The 18494-nt window shown below is 67.0% G+C and carries 13 protein-coding genes; 6 read left to right on the top strand and 7 right to left on the bottom strand.

From position 1 onward, the window contains the following. The 3 genes from BM066_RS18915 to BM066_RS18910 all read right to left on the bottom strand — a co-directional run. Positions 1–347: dihydroxy-acid dehydratase domain-containing protein (locus BM066_RS18915; protein WP_177218499.1), on the bottom strand; the 347-nt coding region annotated here is incomplete at its 3' end. 55 nt (positions 348–402) lie between these two features. Next, positions 403–750 (bottom strand): hypothetical protein, encoded by a 348-nt coding sequence (locus BM066_RS26550; protein ID WP_177218498.1) that lies wholly within the window; start codon positions 748–750, stop codon positions 403–405. A 39-nt stretch (positions 751–789) separates the two neighbouring features. Then, positions 790–1893, bottom strand: coding sequence for an alpha/beta hydrolase (locus tag BM066_RS18910; RefSeq protein ID WP_089929911.1), 1104 nt, complete (start codon positions 1891–1893; stop codon positions 790–792). A 258-nt stretch (positions 1894–2151) separates the two neighbouring features. Between BM066_RS18910 and BM066_RS18905 the strand changes: the two genes are divergently transcribed. Beyond that, a complete protein-coding gene (locus BM066_RS18905) occupies positions 2152–4227 on the top strand; it encodes an alpha-L-arabinofuranosidase C-terminal domain-containing protein (protein WP_049801611.1) in 2076 nt (691 codons plus the stop codon). Positions 4228–4260: 33 nt separating this feature from the next. Here the strand turns inward: BM066_RS18905 and BM066_RS18900 are convergent, their stop codons facing one another. Then, positions 4261–5247, bottom strand: coding sequence for a cupin-like domain-containing protein (locus BM066_RS18900; RefSeq protein ID WP_255367648.1), 987 nt, complete (start codon positions 5245–5247; stop codon positions 4261–4263). A 41-nt stretch (positions 5248–5288) separates the two neighbouring features. Continuing rightward, entirely contained in the window at positions 5289–5969 is a 681-nt protein-coding gene (locus tag BM066_RS18895) for a SapC family protein (RefSeq protein WP_018113052.1), read from the bottom strand. A gap of 307 nt (positions 5970–6276) precedes the next feature. Here BM066_RS18895 and BM066_RS18890 point away from each other — a divergent pair, with 307 nt between their 5' ends. The 5 genes from BM066_RS18890 to BM066_RS18870 all read left to right on the top strand — a co-directional run bounded on the left by BM066_RS18890 (position 6277) and on the right by BM066_RS18870 (position 16781). Then, positions 6277–9249 (top strand): TonB-dependent receptor, encoded by a 2973-nt coding sequence (locus BM066_RS18890; RefSeq protein WP_089929910.1) that lies wholly within the window; start codon positions 6277–6279, stop codon positions 9247–9249. Positions 9250–9317: 68 nt separating this feature from the next. Continuing rightward, positions 9318–10862 (top strand): tryptophan halogenase family protein, encoded by a 1545-nt coding sequence (locus BM066_RS18885; RefSeq protein WP_018113009.1) that lies wholly within the window; start codon positions 9318–9320, stop codon positions 10860–10862. Next, positions 10859–13054 carry a right-handed parallel beta-helix repeat-containing protein gene (locus BM066_RS18880; RefSeq protein WP_089929909.1) on the top strand — a complete coding sequence of 732 codons (2196 nt, stop codon included), beginning with the start codon at positions 10859–10861 and terminating at the stop codon, positions 13052–13054. Before BM066_RS18885 ends, BM066_RS18880 begins: the two co-directional genes overlap by 4 nt. After that, positions 13054–15759 (top strand): glycoside hydrolase family 3 protein, encoded by a 2706-nt coding sequence (locus tag BM066_RS18875; protein WP_089929908.1) that lies wholly within the window; start codon positions 13054–13056, stop codon positions 15757–15759. Before BM066_RS18880 ends, BM066_RS18875 begins: the two co-directional genes overlap by 1 nt. Before the next feature lie 62 nt (positions 15760–15821). Then, positions 15822–16781, top strand: a complete 960-nt coding sequence (locus tag BM066_RS18870) for an alpha/beta hydrolase (protein WP_089929907.1) — start codon at positions 15822–15824, stop codon at positions 16779–16781. Between the two features lie 105 nt (positions 16782–16886). Here the strand turns inward: BM066_RS18870 and BM066_RS18865 are convergent, their stop codons facing one another. Beyond that, the gene (locus tag BM066_RS18865; RefSeq protein ID WP_177218497.1) at positions 16887–17453 is read right to left on the bottom strand and encodes a hypothetical protein; all 567 of its coding nucleotides are present in this window, start codon (positions 17451–17453) and stop codon (positions 16887–16889) included. 83 nt (positions 17454–17536) lie between these two features. Beyond that, positions 17537–18469, bottom strand: coding sequence for an alpha/beta hydrolase (locus BM066_RS18860; RefSeq protein WP_089929906.1), 933 nt, complete (start codon positions 18467–18469; stop codon positions 17537–17539). Positions 18470–18494: the final 25 nt, after the last annotated feature.

Below are 18494 nucleotides of genomic sequence, written 5' to 3'. Positions count from 1 at the left end.
AGGGTCTCCACCAGGCCCAGGTAGGACAGGTTGCGGTCCAGGCCCGCGGTCGGCCGCTTGCCGGTCTCCTGGATCGGGTGGACCGGGAACTCCAGGGCGATGCCGCCGGCCGTGCGGATGCCTTCGCGGATCCGCTCGGCCAGCACCAGGTGGTGGCGGTTGCACGGCGACAGGTCGCTGCCGGTCTGGGCGATGCCGATGATCGGCTTGCCCGACTGCAGCTCCTCCAGCGACAGCCCAAAGTTCAGGTAGCGCTCCAGATACAGCGCCGTCATGTCCGCGTTGTCGGGATTGTCAAACCAGGCGCGCGAACGAAGCTTTGGTTGGAAGGCGGCGGAGGAAACCATCGAGAGTCCTATGAGGCGCGGTCGTCGGCGCCGGGAAAAAGGTGTCGTGTTCAGGTCAAGAATCGCGGTCGGAAGCTAACGGTGCAACGCTGCGTCTCCCCAGGTCACGGAAGCTGGATGCGGTGATCGGCAGATCAGTTCGAGCAACTTGACCCCCGAAACATCGACGCCGAGGTCCTGCGGCGGTTAGCCGACGCTCGGCGCTCGCGAACGCGCCAGGAGCTTGCCGTCGATGTTCACCAACCCCGTATCCCCCAGGGACGCGCGCCGCGCCCATGATCTTGGCTTCGCCGATGTCGCTGATGAAGGCGTTCCCGGCCGGCGACAGCGGATCGGCCACGGCCTGCGTCGCCGACAAAAGAAGCGTGGCGGCCAGAACGGCGGCGGTGCGGGAAAGGTTCATGGCGTGCCTTCGGAAGCCCCACGCGGGGGCGCCGCCTTACTACCGGGCCTGGAACGCCAGGTTCTTGCTGAAGAACGGCAGGACGTTCTCCTGGAAACGGCTCGGAACGTCGCTGGTGTGGTCGCCCGAATAGATCTCGAAGCTATTGACGACGCCGTATCGATCCAACACCTCGTGCAGCTTGGCGGCGTCGACCTTCAGGCCGTCCCGGTCGCCGACATCGATGGCGATGGCCTTGTATCGGCGCAGCGCGCCGACGTACTGGTCGACGAAGGCCAGCGGCGCGTTGGCCGCCCATTTGGCCAGCACATCAGGCTGGACCTGGCCGTTCTCCACCGGAAGATCCAAGTAGAGCGGCGGCTTGTTGGGATTGGGCGACCAAGCCGCCGCGGTGGCCAGTTGTGCGCGCAGGCCCCAGGACAGTTTCTGCGCGTCTTCCACCGTCTTGACCTGCGCCAAGGCCGACGCCGCTTCGGCGTTGAACTGGCCGGGATCGCGCGGCGACAGGCAGCAGGGGCTCATCATGTAGAGCGCACCGAAGACGTCGGCGTGACGCATGCCGATGCGGCTGGCGCCATAGCCGCCCATCGAATGCCCGACCAGGCCCCGGCTCTCCCGCCTGGGCAAGGTGCGATAGTGGCCGTCGATGTAGCGGACGAGGTCGTTGGCGACGAAGGTCTCGAAATCGCCCGTCGTCCGCGAGCTGGAGTACATTGAGCCGTTGTGAATGGTCTTGCTGTCGGGCAACACGACGATCATCTCGGCGGCGCCCTTGGCGAAGGCGCCTTCGATCGTCTGGGGCACGTGGATCTCGCCGACCCATTGTTCGGCGCCGATCGAATAGCCGTGCAAGGCATAGACGACCGGATAGCGCCGGTCGGGATGGCTCTTGTAGCCGGGGGGAAGCACGACGAGCACGTCGCGGTCGGCGCTCTCGCCCTCCAGGTTGCCCTCGATCGCTACGGAATGGACCTTGATCCTTTCGACCGTCGCGGGCCTGGCGCCCGGAACCGCTGGCGGCGCCTTGGTCGTGACCTGGGCGCCCGCGTCCATCGGCATGGCCAGCCCAAGCGCCATGATCACCGCGAGGCAACCCTGGAATCGACCACCGGCCCTCTGGCCGCGGCTGTCGCGAACGATCATTCGAACCTCCCCGCCGCGTATTCTTGATGTTGCATCGCACGGCTTGTTAGCGCTACCATTTGTCCGGCTAAATAAACTCGTGTCAAGCGTCGCCATTCGGGGTTGGAGCCTCTCGACGGAGCGGCCCTTGTCGAGAATGACCGGCCAAACTTGGTCGCGATACCGATCGGCGGAACTTCCGCGAGCCCAAGATAACGATAACGCGGCCTCCCATGAGGGGGCCGCGATCAAATGACAGAGCCATTAGGGAGAAATTGCATGCGATACGGATGGATGCTGGCCACCTGTCTTGGCTGGACGATGGCCGGCTCGGCGTTGGCGGCCTCGGAGCCGGTCAAGGTGACGATCGACGGCGCCCAACGCGCCGCACCGATCACCCGGTACGAGTACGGCATGTTCGTCGAGCCCATCGGCGGCCTCGTCGCGCGCACGCTCTGGGCGGAGATGCTGGACGACCGCAAGTTCTACTATCCGGTCGTCCCGCCCGCCCTTGATACGCCGCCGCCGCTGAACGCCGAGGGACGACCCGGCGTGTCCTACCGCAAATGGCGGCCGGTCGGCGGCGACGACGCCGTCGCCATGGACGCCAAGAACCCTTACGTCGGCGCCCGGAGCCCCCGCGTCGCGCTCGATCGAACGGTGCGCAGGGGTCTCGCGCAATCAGGTCTCGGGCTCGCCAGGGGCAAGCGCTACGACGGCTATGTGCTGCTGTCCGGGGACGCCGGCGCCCAGGTGGCAGTCACGCTGATCTGGGGCCCCGCCCCCGGTGATCGCCAGACCGTCGCCCTGCCCTCCCCCGACGGCGACTGGAAGCGCGCGCCGTTCAGCTTCGTCCCCACCGCCGACGCCGCCGATGCGCGCCTGGAGATCACCGGCCTCGGCTCGGGGGCGTTCCGCGTCGGCGCGGTGTCCCTAATGCCCTCCGACAATATCCGGGGGTGGCGCGCCGACACCACGACCATCGCGCGCTCGCTCAATTCCGGCATGTGGCGCCTGCCGGGCGGCAACTTCCTGTCGAACTGGGACTGGCATGGCGCGCTGGGGCCGCGCGACAAGCGCGAACCCATGTTCGACCACGCCTGGAGCGCGATGCAGCCGAACGACATCGGCATGGACGAATGGATGGACCTGACCCGGATTCTCGGCGTGGAGCCCTACGTGACCGTCGACGCCGGTCTCGGCGACGCCAATTCGGCCGCCGAAGAGGTCGAGTATCTCAACGGTCCGGCGACCAGCGTCTGGGGGGCACGACGCGCGGCCAACGGCCATCCCGAACCCTATGGCGTCAAGTTCTGGAACATCGGCAACGAGCCGTACGGCTGGTGGCAGATCGGCAAGACCTCGCTCGACTATTTCATGATCAAGCACAACGCCTTCGCCAAGGCGATGCGCACGGTCGATCCGACGATCACCCTGATCGGCTCGGGCGCCATGCCCGACCAGTTGCATCCGCGCGACGTCCAGGAGAACGCCTCGCTCGACAGCATCGCGCCCAAGTTCGGCACCGAGCAGGACTGGACGGGCGGCCTCCTGGCCAAGGCCTGGGGCAATTTCGACGGCATTTCCGAGCACTGGTACGACCGACCCGAGAAGCGCCCGGACGCTCCGGCCGACGCCGAACTGATGGAGTACGCCCGTGCGCCGTCCAATCAGGTGCGGATGAAGGCCGAAGAGTGGAAGATCTACGAACGACGCTTCCCGGCGATGAAGGACAAGAAGACCTTCCTGTCGATCGACGAGTACGCCTATTTCGGCGAGGTCAATCTGAAGTCCGCTCTGGCCTACGCCTTGGTCCTGCAGGAGATGCTGCGCCACACCGACTTTCTGACCATGTCGGCCTTCACCACCGGCGCCTCGACCATGGACATCACGCCGACCGACGCGACGCTCAACTCGACCGGCGCGGTCTTCAAGTTCTACGGCGAACACTTCGGCGCCGGCGTGACCCCGGTCGCCGTTCTCGGTGACTCCGCGCAGCCGGAACCGCGCTATCCGGTCGGCTTTGCTCACCCCAAGGTGCGCGCCGGCAGTCCCACCTATCCGCTTGACGTGATCGCGGGCCTCGGCCCCGACGGCAAGACCCTGCGGATCGGGGTGGTCAACGCCACCTTCGATCCGCAGCCGTTGGACCTGGATCTGAAGTCCCTCGCCGTACGCGGCGCAGGCCGCCGCTGGGTCCTCACCGGCGCATCACTGGAGGCGGCCAACAAGGTCGGGGCGCCAGCGGGCGTGACCGTCACGGCCGGTCCGGTTTCCCGTCCTGGTTCACGCCTGGTGGTTCCGCCCATCTCGGCGACGGTGTTCGAATTCCCGATCTCGGCCGGCTCGCGATAAAGACATGGGCGCCGACCTCCGACGGTCGGCGCCCTAGCCACCGCGCAGCATTCGCATGACGCTGGCGCGGATCTTCCCATAGTTCCCGTCCGCCAACGGCCCGAGGATTCCGTGGCGCGAGGGCGAAAGATGGCTCAGCGGATGGCCGTTCGGGCGAAAGACATAGTGGTCGAAGAACGCACGCCAGGCCTGGCGCTCGGCCGCAGGGCGTTCGGCGATGGCGATCATCGCCAGCATCATGGTGACGAACGGCGCGTCAGGTCCAGCTGAGAACCCGTCCCACCAATAGTTGACCAGAAGGTTCCGGGGCTCGAGCGCTTCGACCTGGTGCCACCAGAGCTTGGGCAGATAAAGCGCGTCTCCAGCCGCGAGCTCGACCACCACGGCGCGATGCCGGGCGTTTTCGAAACGCGGAAAGCGCGGGTCGTCCGGCTCGGCCCCGACCGCCAACCCCACCGGTTGGCCCGCCAGGGTATGATCGATCGGGCCCACATAGAGATCGCCGACCGCGTCCGGAGGATAGAGCGTGAAGCGGCGGCGGCCGGCGACGACGCAAGCCAGGTTGTCGTAGGTGTCGTAATGGCAGGCTACGCGGCCGGCGTTGCCAAGCCAGACGCGGGGTCGCGCTGTCGCTGGCAGGAAAGCGACCTGATGGTCCAGAGCGAAGCCCGGCAGATAGTCGTCGACCGGCAGCGAACCCATATAGATGCTGGTGCGGCCGGCGTCGGCGGCGGCTTGGTCGATGCGTTCCAGGGTCTGGCGCAGGGTGAGGGATTCGCGGTCGAAATTGAATCCGTCCGGCCCGTCACCGTAGTCATAACGCCCGGCGATGGCCGGCGCGCCGACAAAAGCCTGGCCGCGCAACCCGGCGTCGAATCCGATCAAATAGTCCGACAACTCCTGCCAGGAGCACGAGGCCGCCCGGGTCGACGGCCAATCGCGGCACAGACCGCGCAGCACGATCGGCCGGCAGGCCTGCGCCAGGTCGCGCGCGAACCCTGCCGCGTCCCATCCTTCCACAGCGTCAAGCTCGACAGGCGTCGGCTCCGGCCCGCCCGACGTCATGCCGCCAACCGCTCGTTTCTCAGATGCGCCAGGATCGAAACCTGCTTGAGCGATCCGGCCATAGCGTAGGCGAGCTGAAGGTAGCCTCGGCGAAAGAACTCGAGCACGGCCGCGTCTTCCAGCTCGGCCAGCGCATCCAGGCTGACGGTGTAGAGGCCGCCCAGGCTCACGGTCTTGCCGTCGTCGAAGGACAGGTCGATGTCGATCGGCTCGACCAGCCGTTGGGCGACGAGCGCTTGAATCAAGGCGTCGGTCTCCGGAACGCCGGTGGTCAACTGCGCGATCACGTGCTGGATGCGACGCAACGCCTGGCTTGGCTGCCCGTCCGCCTCGAAGAGCGCCGCCCCACGTCCAGCCCCAAATCGCGGATGGTCAGGGTCGATCGCGATGGCGCCGCCTGGCGCGAGGAAAAAACCCTGCCGCTCAAGATCGAGCGGCACGAACGCTCGCCGTCCAGACGAATCGCCCGCCAGCAGGTTTTCGCCCGGCTCGAAGCCGAACATCGCCCCGGCGTAGAACTGTCCCGTGTCCGGGTTCTTAGTCAGGAAGATCGGGCAGGTCGCCGCGGCGGCGACGAACTCGGCGGCGACGATTTGAACGAAATGCGGCCCTTTGGCGGGAAGGTCCGCCTGGCGCAAGCCGGCGTGATCCCGAGCGTTCAGCAGTTCCAGATCCATGGTCGTTTCCTCGTTGAACGCCGCCGCTTAAGGCCGCGTGCGTGTTTGCATGATCGATAGCCGCGATTGCGACACCGGCGCAACACGCCGACAACTACCCCGACAAATACCCTTGATACCGGTACCTGTTAGCGCTACCTTCTCAGTAATAAAAAGATATTCTGCATAGGGAGACGATGATGCGATCGGACCGTAAGGACGACGGCTGAGGCCCCTTTCTTTCAAAAAATGAGACGTAACGGCTGAAAACATGCGTTCGGCCGAGCGATAGCGCACGCGTTCATCTCGAGGAAACAGGAGGGGAAACATGAAAAAGACCCAACTCACTAGTCAGACTAGTCAGAATAATGCGCCCGCGATTCAGTGGGCGTCCAAGGCGGCGCTTGTCGGCGCATCCAGCTTTCTGACGCTCGCGCTGTGTGGCGCGGCCAACGCCGCCGAGCGCGCGGCCGAAGAGCCCATGGCGACCGCCTCGGCCGTCGCGGCGCCGGCGGGCGAACAGGCCGCCGAGCCGCAGTCCGGCGGAGCCACCGTCGTCGAAGAGGTGATCGTCACGGGCCTGCGGGGCTCGCTGCAACGCAACCTCGACATCAAACGCAGCTCGGCGGGCGTCGTCGACGCCATTTCGGCCGAGGACATCGGCAAGTTTCCCGATTCCAACGTCGCCGCGTCGCTGCAACGCCTGCCCGGCGTGTCCATCCAGCGCGCCGGCGCGCGCGGCGAGCCCACGGGGATCACCGTTCGCGGCTTCAGCGGCGACTTCAACGAAACTCTTTATGACGGCCGTCGGATCTCGACGGCCTCGGGCGGACGCTCGGTGGACTTCAGCACCGTCGGCGCTGACTTCGTCGGCGGCCTGTCCGTGCTCAAGACCCCCGACGTCTCGCTGTCGAGCAGCTCGATCGGTGCGACCGTCAATGTCGCCTTCCCCAAGCCGTTCGATCATCCCGGCCGCCGCATGGCGTTCACCGCCTCGGGTTCGATGCAGGACGACGCAGGCAAAGTCGTGCCGACCATCGGCGCGCTGTTCAGCGACACCTTCGCCGACAACAAGTTCGGGGTGCTGGTCGACGCGATGTACACGCGCCACGACACCCAGACCAACCGGGTCTTCGTCAGCGGCTGGCCGGGCGGCTACTACAGGCCTTGCCAGCTGACGCCCTCCTGTACGGACGCCCAGCTGGCCGACCCGGCCGGCAAGACCATCCTCGGCTGGTTCGAACAGCAAGCCGGCGCAAGCCAGATCTACACCAAGGATGAACGGATCGACGGGCGCATCGCCCTGCAATGGGCCCCGGTCGACGGCGTGACGGTGACCCTGGACGACAACTACTCGCGCCAGAACATCCGCGCCGACAACTTCGGTTACGGCATCTGGTTCAACCAGGACAACCTGAGAAACGTCAAGCTGGATCAGAACGGCACGACGGTCGACTTCACCCAGGGCGGCTCGCAGACCGATTTCGTGGCGGGAACCGATCGCTCGGTCCTGCAGACCAACCAGACCGGCCTGAACGTCCAGTGGGACGTGTCGGATAACCTGAAGTTCGAGGCCGACGGTAGCTACGCCAAGAGCTGGCTCAACCCCGGTGGCGAAATTAGCAGCGACAACGCCGACGTCGGCTACGGCTTCGACATCGGTCCAGCCCTGGGCATCAGCATCGGCGGCGACAGCAAGAACACCCTGCCGGTGCTCCACAGCTACGGCCCCAACGGCGACGCCACACGCTGGGCTGACACCGCGGTCATCGGTTCGCACGTCACCGTGCGCCAGGCCCAGGAGAACACCGACGTCGTCAAGCAATTGCGGTTCGCCGGCTCCTGGGAACAGGAAGGCTTCCGCATCAAGGCCGGCGGCAGCTATCTGGAAGATCACTACAAACTCCAGAACCGCAACACCTTCGCCAACAACTACTGGCAGGCCTATTCGGGCTATGGCCCGCCGTCCGGAAACCACGGCGGCGTCCTGGTTCCGGCCAGCTTGTTCACCGGCCGCGTCGGCACCAACAACTTCATCCCCGGCTTCGACGGCGCCCTACCGCCATACCTGCTGAAGTTCGACGCTCACGCCTACCAGCAGTACCTGACGAGCCTGGGCAATCCGCAGACCAAGAACATCCCCGGCTTCAACTACGGCGCTGGGACGGTCGGAACCCAATTCACCGGCGCGTTCGACCTGGCGCTGGACAACGGCAGCATCCGCGACATCACCGAAAAGACCTGGGCGCTGTTCGTGAAGGCCAATTTCGACGTCGATGTGGCCGGCATGCCGTTCCACTTCAACGCCGGCGTGCGCGAAGAAAACACCCGTGTCACGGCCAACGGCTTTGGTCAGCTGCCCACGGAGATCAAGCCCAACACGGGCGATCCGACCCTGCTGACGGTGGTCCTGAGCAATCCCCAGGCCGTCTCAACCAAGAGCAACTACTCCTACCTGTTGCCCAGCGTCGACATGAAGCTGGAACTGACCGACAGCATCCACCTGCGTCTGGACGCCTCGCGGACCTTGACCCGTCCGGGCCTGAACCTGCTGACGCCCGTACTCAGCGTCGGGACCGGCCAGCGGGTCGGCGCCTTGACGGCCAGCGGCGGCAGCCCGGCGCTGAAGCCGTACCTGGCCGACAACTTCGATGCAGCGGTGGAGTGGTACTACCGGCCCAACTCTTATGCGTCGGTCAACTTCTTCATCAAGGACGTCAGCAACTTCATCGTCGGGGGCACCCAGCGCCAGACGATCAACGGCGTGATCGATCCCTCCACCGGTCAGCCGGCGCTGTTCAGCGTCACCCAGCAGGTGAACGGGCCCGAGGCGACCGTGCGCGGCGTCGAACTGGCCTGGCAACACGTGTTCGGCGACAGCGGCTTCGGCTTCAACGGCAACGTTACCCTGGTCGACACCAACAAGCCCTATGACCGCACCGACATCTCCCAGAGCGGCTTTGCGATCACGGGCTTGGCCGACTCCGCCAACCTAGTGGCCTTCTACGACAAGAACGGCTTCGAAGCGCGGTTCGCGGTCAACTACCGCAAGGAATATCTGCGCCAGTTTGGCCAGAACCAGAACACCGGCGCCTTCGGTTCGGAGCCGACCTTCGAGAACCCAAGCCTGCAGATCGACTTCAGCACCAGCTACGCGCTGACCAAGCAGGTCAACCTGTTCTTCGAAGCCCTGAATCTCACCAACGAGACTCAGAGCACGCACGGACGGTTCGACAACCAGCTGCTCGACGTCTTCGCCTATGGCCGACGTTATACGGCCGGGGCGCGGTTCCGCTTCTAGGCACCTCCCCTCGACTGGGAAGATCAATCGTTCGATCTTCCCAGTCGTTTTTTCCGGGTTTCGAGGTCATGGTGCGTCCCATCAAGAACATCGTCATCGTCGGCGGCGGAACCGCCGGCTGGCTTACCGCCGGCATTATCGCCGCCAAACACCGCGCGCGCGCCGCGACCGGTTTTACCGTCACGCTGGTGGAGTCGCCAAACACGCCCATCATCGGCGTGGGCGAAGGCACTTGGCCGACCCTGCGCACGACGCTGGCCACGATCGGCGTGTCGGAGACCGACTTCTTTCGCGAATGCGACGCGGCGTTCAAACAGGGCGCCAAGTTCGCGCGCTGGACCACGGGCGCGGCCGACGACGCCTATTACCACCCGCTGATGCTGCCGCAGGGCTTCTCGCAGGTGAACCTCGCGGCCCACTGGCTGGCCGGCGACGGAACTCAGAGCTTCTGCGACGCGGTCACCCCGCAGGGACGGCTCTGCGACGACGGCCTGGCGCCCAAGACCATCACCGCCGGCCCTTACCAGGGCGTGGCCAACTACGCCTACCATCTCGACGCGGGCAAGTTCGCGCCGTTTCTGCAGCGTCATTGCTGCGACAAGCTCGGCGTGCGCCATGTCCTGGCGGACGTGCGCGGCGTCGCCTTGACCGAGGACGGCGATATACGCGGCGTCGTCACCGAACAGTGCGGCGAGATCCAAGGCGATCTTTTCGTGGACTGCACCGGCTTCCGGTCCCTGCTGCTGGGCGAGACCCTTGGCGTGCCGTTCCGGGATTGCGGCAACGTGCTGTTCTGTGACACGGCGCTGGCCATCCAGGTCCCTTACGAGAGCGAAACCAGCCCGATCGCCAGCCACACCATTTCCACGGCCCAGTCGGCCGGATGGATCTGGGACATCGGCCTGCCCACGCGCCGCGGCGTCGGACACGTCTATTCCAGCCGCTACATCTCCGATGAAGACGCCGAACGCGAACTGCGGGCCTATATCGGCCCGGCCGCCCGCGACCTCTCGGCCAGGAAGATTCCGATCCGCTCGGGTCACCGCGAGACGTTCTGGAAACGCAACTGCGTGGCCGTCGGCCTGGCCGCGGGCTTCCTGGAACCGCTGGAAGCCTCGGCCATCGTGCTGATCGAGCTCTCGGCCAAGATGATCGCCATGCAGATGCCGGCCTGCCGTGAGGTGATGGACGTCGTCGCCTCGCGTTTCAACGCCACAACGCACTATCGCTGGGGCCGGATCATCGATTTCCTCAAGCTGCACTATGTGCTCAGCCAACGGTCCGACACCGCCTTCTGGCGTGACAACCGCGATCCCGAGACCGTTCCCGAGCGCCTGGCCGATCTCCTGCGGCTCTGGCGCCATCAACCGCCCTGGCTGCACGACGAGTTCGACCGGGTCGAGGAGGTCTTCCCGACCGCCAGCTATCAATACGTGCTCTACGGCATGGGTTTTCGGACAGAGATCGAGCCGGAGGCCTTGGCGGACGAACGCTCGATGGCGGAACGAGCGCTGCGCGAGAACGCCGTCCAGACCGAACGCCTGCGCGCGAATCTGCCTCGCCACCGTGACCTGATCCGCAAGATCGTCGAACACGGCCTGCAGCCGGTATGAAGCCGGCCCAGGCGCCCAAGCCCTCCGCCCGGCCTGGCGCCGACGCGGCGAGCGTCCGATCGCGGATCCAGGGCGGATCCGCGATCGCGCACGCCCTGGGTTTGGCGCTGTTCGGCGGCGCGCCCGCCGTCGCCCAATCGCTTCCGACCTTCCCCATCCCAGCAATTCCATCGGCCAGCCGGCCCAACTCCGAGCAAGCCTTCGCCGCGGTGGAGATCCACGAACGCCCCGCGCCCGTCCCCGTGGTTTTCGAAGTCTCGCCGCGTGGATCTGACACCGGTAACGGCTCGTCGGCGCGTCCCTTCGCGAGCCTCGAGCGGGCCCAGGCGGCGGTTCGCGGCGTGAACGCGAGCCATTCGGTGACGGTGCGGCTGGCCGACGGCGTCTATCGCCTGGGCGCGCCTTTGCGCTTCTCCGAAGCGGATGGCGGCCAGAATGGCTACGTGGTGCGCTGGGAAGCGGTCGCAGGCGCCCGACCCGTGATCTCCGGTGGCGTCCCGGTCGCCGGCTGGCGAATCGCCGACGCGCGGCGAAACATCTGGGTCGCCGACATCCCGCGCGGCGCCGATCCGCGCCAACTCTGGGTCAATGACCGACCGGCCCGTCGCGCCGAGGTCGAGGCTCCGAGGCGGGCGTTCGCGTTTCACGACTGGGGCATCCAGATCGTCGATCCGGCTTGGCGCTTCCTGGCCGAGATTCCCGACCAGGACCGCATGGAGGTGGAGAACACCGGCTTCTTCACCGACCGCCGGGCCCGGGTGGAGAGCATTCACGGCGATCGCATCGTGCTGGCCCAGCCGGGCTGGCGCAACAATCTGATCGGCTATGACACCTTCGCCCGCCCGGTCTCAGGCGATCGGGCTCGGTTCTTTATCGCCAACGCCCTGGCCTTCGTGCGCGACGAGGGCGACTGGTGGGCCAATCCCGCGCGCGGCAAGCTCTACTACAAGCCAAGAGCCGGCGAACCGCTGGCCACGAGCCAGGTCATCATGCCCAGACTGTCGGCCCTGGTGTCGGTGGCCGGCGCGCCAGGCCGTCCGGTCCATGATCTGCAGTTTTCCGGGATCAGTTTCCAGCACACCAGCTGGCTTGGCCCCTCCGGGCCGGAGGGCTACGCCAGCCAGCAGAGCGGCGCCTTCCTGGCCGGCGAAACGCCGAACTATCCGGCGGACCCGATCCGGGATTGCAGCTGGGGGTGCTGGGCCTTCGAGGCCATGCGCAACCACTGGCGCCAGCAGCCGGCCGCGGTGCAGGTCGCGGCGGCGACAAGGATCCTCTTCGAGAACGCCGAATTCACCCGCCTGGGCCAGATCGGGCTGGGCGTCGGCAATGACGCCAGCGCCAATCTGAGCGGCGTGGGCCTGCAGACTCGCTCGGTCGAGGTGGTGCGCAGCCGGTTCGTCGACCTGGCCGGCGGCGCGATCATGGTCGGCGGGGTGACCCCGGACGCGCACCACCCCTCCAGTCCAGAACTCGCGGTGCGCGACATCGTCATTCGCGACAACACCATCACCAGGGTCTCGCAGGTCTATCGCGAACAGGCCGCGATCCTGGTCACCTATGCGACGGCGCCGATCATTCTACACAACGAGGTCTCCGAAACCCCCTATGACGGCATCGACGTGGGTTGGGGCTGGGGAGTCAACGACCCGGGCGGCAACACGGCCTACATGTCACTGAACCGAGGCTATTACGACCAGCCCGGCAACGTCGTCTACGACACCCCGACCATCCTGCGCGACGCGGTGATCGTGGGCAATCGGGTCCACGGCGTCAAACGCTGGTTCCCCGACGGCGGGGCCATCTACCATCTGTCGGCGGACCCTGGCGCCCTGATCGCCGAGAACCACGTATACGACGTCCCCGGCGGCATCGGCGTCTATCTCGACGAGGGCTCGCGCTACGTGACCGTGCGCGACAACGTGTTCGACGGCCTGGGCCTCTGGGTCAATCTGAACGCGCTGGACGGCGCCCACCCTCGGCGGACCGCGGCCGACAACGTCGCGCGCGGCAATTGGCACAACGCCGGCAAGGCCAACGGAAGCTGGTCCGGCTACGCCAACAATCGGCTCGTCGACAACATGGCCGTCGATGGTCAGGCCTGGCCCGAAGGCGCGCGCAAGGTGATCGAGCGCGCGGGCCCCGCGCCGGAAGAAAAGAAACCCCGGATCAACTCGCAAGGTGACGAATAATGTCCAGATCCAAATGGCGTCGACGCGGCCTGGCCGCGACCCTGTCCGGCGCGCTGTCGATCGGCGCGACGCTGGCCCGCGCCGCGCCCGCCGACCCGCCCTCCCCTTCGGTCTCGGCCGACCGCGTCAAGGCCGACCGCCTGGCCGCCCAACTGGTCGGCCAGATGACGTCGGACGAAAAGGTCGAGCAACTGCTCAACACCGCCCCGGCCATCCCGCGGCTGGGCATTCCGGCCTACAACTGGTGGACGGAGTCGCTGCACGGCGCGCTCGGCGCCTTGCCGACCACCAACTTCCCTGAACCGATCGGCCTGGCCGCGACCTTCGACCCCGCGCTGGTCCACGACGTCGCCGACGCGGTCGGGGCCGAAGTTCGCGGACTGCACACGCTGGCGCGGAACACCGGCCGCATGGGTCGCATCGGCACCGGCCTCGACACATGGTCTCCCAACATCAACATCTTCCGCGATCCGCGCTGGGGCCGAGGCCAGGAGACCTATGGCGAAGATCCCTTCCTGACCGCGCGCATGGGCGTCGCCTTCGTCCAGGGCGTCCAGGGCCCCAATCCGGACTTGCCGCAGGTGGTGGCCACGCCCAAGCACTTCGCCGTCCACAGCGGTCCGGAATCGACCCGCCACAGCGCCAACGTCTTCGTTTCGCGGCATGACCTTGAGGACACGTATCTGCCCGCCTTCCGCGCCGCGATCACGGAGGGGCGGGCCGGTTCGGTGATGTGCGCCTACAATCGGATCGACGGCCAGCCGGCCTGCGCCAGCGACCTGCTGCTCAAGGACTACCTGCGCGAGGCCTGGGACTTCAACGGCTACGTCGTTTCCGACTGCGACGCGGTTAAGGACATCAGCGACAATCACAAATACGCCCCGGACGCCGCCACGGCCGTCGCCGCGGCCATGCGAGCTGGCGTCGACAACGAGTGCAACGGCGCGACGCTCACTGACACCGACGGCCTGGCCGAGCGCTACCGCGAGGCCCTGCGGCGCGGCCTGATCAGCGCCGAAGACGTCGACAGGTCGCTGGTGCGGCTGTTCTCGGCCCGCCTTCGCGCGGGCGACCTTCCCGGCGTCCGCGCGCCCGACACCGCTTCGGAGGCTCCGGCGAGCGTGATGACGCCGGGACACGAGGCCCTGGCGCTGGTCGCGGGTGAAAAGAGCCTCGTCCTGCTGAAGAACGACGGCTTGCTGCCGCTGAAGGCGGACACACGGATCGCCGTGATCGGACCGCTGGGCGACGCCACTCGCGTGCTGCGCGGCAACTATTCCTCGGCCCAGTCGGCGCCGCCCATTTCCGTGCTGGCCGGCCTGCGCCAGGCCATGCCTTCGGCGCGGATCGTCCACGCGCCGTTCGGAGCCTCGTTCACCGACGGCGACCGCGTGCCGACCTCGGCGCTGCGGTCGCCCGACGGCAAGCCAGGCCTCCTGGCCCGCTACTACAATCCGACCGAGCCCGCGCCCAAGCGCTTCGCGCCTGGGACCTTCGGCGACATTGTCGCCAAGATGCGGTTTTCCGACAAGCCGGTGGTCACGCGCCTGGAGCCTGACGTGGCGGCCCGCAGCCTGGATCTGGCGACAGTCTCCGATCACCATCGCGTGGTCTGGACCGGCTTCCTGGTCCCCCCCGAGAGCGGGACCTATCGCCTGGGCCTGACCGGCTTCAACGGCGAGCTCAAGCTGGACGGCAAACCGTTCGCCGACCTGCGCAAGTCCGGCTGGGGCAGCCTGCCGACCTTGAAGACGATCAAGCTGGAAAAGGGGCGAAAATACCCCGTCGAGATCGCCTCGGAGTCTCACGCGCTGTCGGGCGTCGACCTGGTCTGGAAGCGCATCTCCGACGATCCCGCCGGCGATCTGAAGGCCGCGGCCGACCAGGCCGACGTCCTGGTCGCCGTCGTGGGCTTGACGTCCGATCTTGAGGCCGAAGAGGCGCCGGTCGACGTCCCCGGCTTCAAGGGCGGCGACAAGACCACGCTCGACATCCCGCCCGACCAGCAGGCCCTGCTGGAACAGGCCAAGGCGCTGGGCAAGCCGCTGATCGTGGTGACCATGAACGGCAGCCCGCTGAACCTCTCCTGGGCCAAGGACAACGCTTCGGCGATTCTCGAGGCCTGGTATCCGGGGCAGTCCGGCGGACTGGCCATCGCCAATGTCCTCTCGGGCAAGACCAACCCCGCCGGACGTCTGCCGCTGACCTTCTATCGCTCGGTCGACGACCTGCCGCCGTTCGGCGATTACGCCATGGCTGGCCGCACCTACCGCTACTTCGAGGGTGCGGCGGTGTACCCGTTTGGCTACGGCCTCAGCTACACGCGGTTCGCGTACGAGCCCCTGAAGATCGAGCCGGCCGCCGCTGGCGCGGGCAAGGGCCTGCGCGTGACCACAAGCGTGCGGAATGTCGGCGCGCGTTCCGGCGACGAAGTGGCCCAGCTCTACCTCGACTTCCCCGACACGCCCGGCGCTCCGCGGATCGCCTTGCGCGGCTTCCAACGGATCGCCCTCAAGCCGGGCGAGGCGCGAACGGTAACGTTCACGCTGTCGCCGCGGGATCTCAGCTCGGTGGACCTGGACGGCCAGCGCCGGGTCGCGGCGGGGCGTTACAAGGTGAGCGTGGGTTCGGGTCAACCCGACAGCGGCGCGCCCAGCCAGTCGGCCGCCTTCGCGGTTGATGCGGATGTCGCCCTGGCCAAGTAGCAACCCCAACAACCGACGCGCCGATCGCAGGCCCAAAACAACAAGCAAAGGGAGAAACTGTCATGAGAAACATCAGTTCGATGGAAAAGGTCCGACCGACCTGGACGCGTCTGGCCGCGATCGGCGTGGCGGTCGCCTGCGCCCTGGCGACGCCGGCCTACGCCCAGAACGACAAGATGCAAGTGGTGCCGATCCCCGCACAGCCGAACGCCATCACGCTGGATACCGGCGCCCTGCCGGGCGCGACGGCGCCGGAGTCCTGGCATAGCCAATATGGCAGCCTCTTCGCCCGCAACGTCACGGTCGCGACCCTGACCCCGTTCCTCCCGGATCCGGCCAAGGCGACGGGCGCCGCGGTGATCGTCGCGCCCGGCGGCGGATTCCGCACCCTGTCGATGGAGAACGAGGGCTGGGAGGTCGCCCGGGCGCTGGCCGACAAGGGCGTCGCCGCCTTCGTGCTCAAATACCGCCTGAACCAGACGCCAGCCGACATGCCCGGGTTCGAGCGCTCGATGAACCAGATGTTCTCGGGCGCCGCCGCCCGTCCCCCGCGGCCAAATCCGCAGATGGCCATGGCCGGCCTGGCCCCGCAGATCGCGGACTCCCGTGCGGCCTTCGCCCTGGTGCGCAAGCGCGCAACGGAATGGCATGTCGATCCCGATCGCGTCGGCATGATCGGCTTCTCGGCCGGCGCCATGCTGACCATGGCGACAACCCTGAACGGCGAAGACGCCAAGCCCGCCTTCATCGGCCTCATCTACGGTTCGCTCGCGCCCGTGACGGTCCCGACCGATGCGCCGCCGATGTTCGTCGCGCTGGCCGCCGACGACCCGTTCTTCGCCAACGGCGGCTTCGGATTGATCGACAGCTGGAAGTCGGCCAAGCGGCTGGTCGAGTTCCATCTGTACGAACAGGGCGGGCACGGCTTTGGCATGTATCAGAAGGAAACCACCAGCACCGGTTGGTTCGACGCCTATGTGCGCTGGATCGGCATGCATGGCCTGCTGAAACCCAAGCATTAAGCGCGACACGCTTGAGCAAAGCGCGACGGTCGGCCCAAGCCGACCGTCGCTGCGATAACAGCCAACAACCCTTTGAACCGCCGGTTCAGTTGCCGGGTCGGCGGCCTACCCATCCACGACCGCGAACGCAACCAGCGGCGGTCGGAGACGCCCGCGCCCTCGTACCAGGCGACCGGCTCGTCGACGCGGGGGCCGGGGGCGGCGCAGCATGGCGCCGCTGGCATTGTACTTGGCGGCGATGGCGGCGCCGTCATAGAGGAAGCGCGTCGCGGCGCTGGCCGAGATCTGCGACAGCCGGCCGGGGTCATAACCCAGGGTCGCGCCGGTCGAGGCGCTGGTCAGCTGGTTTTGGACGTCGTAGCCGAAGGTCCTCGCGCCGTCGGAGGAAGGATTGCCCCGTCCGTCATAGGCCAGGGTCAGCGAACCTGAGATGGTCAACGGGTTCAGGCCGTTCGAACCGTAGGATCGGCTAACCGCGCCGCCGCCCGTCCATTGGTAGGCGTCGTTGCTCGCCGTCCGGCTCTTGATCTGGCCGGCGGCATTATAGGTGTAACCATGGGTCTGGTCCTGGCCCGTGCCGGCCAGGTCCTGGCCAAGACTCGCCAGCCGCGAGGCCGCGTCGTAGCTGATCTGGAGGACCGATTGGATCGCCCCGCCGGCGTTCACGGCCACTGGATGAGCTCCAGGAAGCAGACCTCCGACACTACGCGTGCGTGGCCGGCGTCGACCTGTCGTCCCTCCACGACCCTTCGGCCTCACAGCCCCGCGCGCGTCCTGATGAACCCGTCCACGGCGTCGGTGTAGTCGCCGGGCAGGCCCAGGGTGCGGTTGATGTCGGCGTGGGTGAGAGCGCGGGGCAGCACCGGCATGGGGACCCCCGCGCGCCCGGCCATGGCCTGGAAGGCGCGGGCGTCGTCGCAGGGTTTGTCGGGACGCTTGGTCGAGCAGACCAGGAACATCGGCACGGCCGAGGGCGTCCACCGGTCCATCGGCGAAGCCTGGGCCCAACCGGCGGGATCGCTGCCGAACGCCTCGTCGTAGAATTTCGGATGGCGGCCGGCCATGGTCGCGGAGATCTTCATCGCCGCGGAGTCCAACACCACCGTCCCGGCCCACGGCTTGCCGACCATATCGGGTCTGGACGACAGCAGGGCGACCAGATGCGCCCCGGCCGAGTGGCCCATCAGGATGATCTTGCGGTCGCTCGCTCCCCAGTCGGCGGCGTGGCTCTGCGTCCAGCGCAGGGCGGCGGCGACGTCCTGGGCCTGGGCGTAGGCCATGGCCTGAGGCAGCATGCGATAGTTGACGCTGACGAACACATAGCCTCTGGGCAGCCAGCGCCGCAGCTTGTTCTCGACCGAGCCGGTATTGGCCTTGTCGCCGATCTTCCAGGCTCCGCCATGGACCATGATGATCACCGGCGCGTCGCGCGGGAGGTTCGGCGGCAGGTAGACGTCGAGGACCTGGGCCGGATCGGCGCCGTAGGCGGCGGTCAGCTTCCGGGCGCCGGGCAGGATGGTCTGGAGGTCGATCGGCCGCTCCTCCTCGGCCCTCTTCGCTTGCAGGCGCTGCGCCATGCGCTCGCGCATCTTGCCGCGCAGGCCGTTCTGGGCGTCGGCGACGCCAGTGACGCCGGTGACGACGAGGGCGGCGGCCAAAGTCGCGGTCAACAGGTGGGTCTTCTTCACGACGGTCTCTTCGAAACGGGAGGAT

The organism is Caulobacter sp. UNC279MFTsu5.1, from assembly GCF_900114015.1.
Taxonomy (GTDB): domain Bacteria; phylum Pseudomonadota; class Alphaproteobacteria; order Caulobacterales; family Caulobacteraceae; genus Caulobacter.
This window is presented reverse-complemented; position numbering and strand designations above follow the sequence as displayed.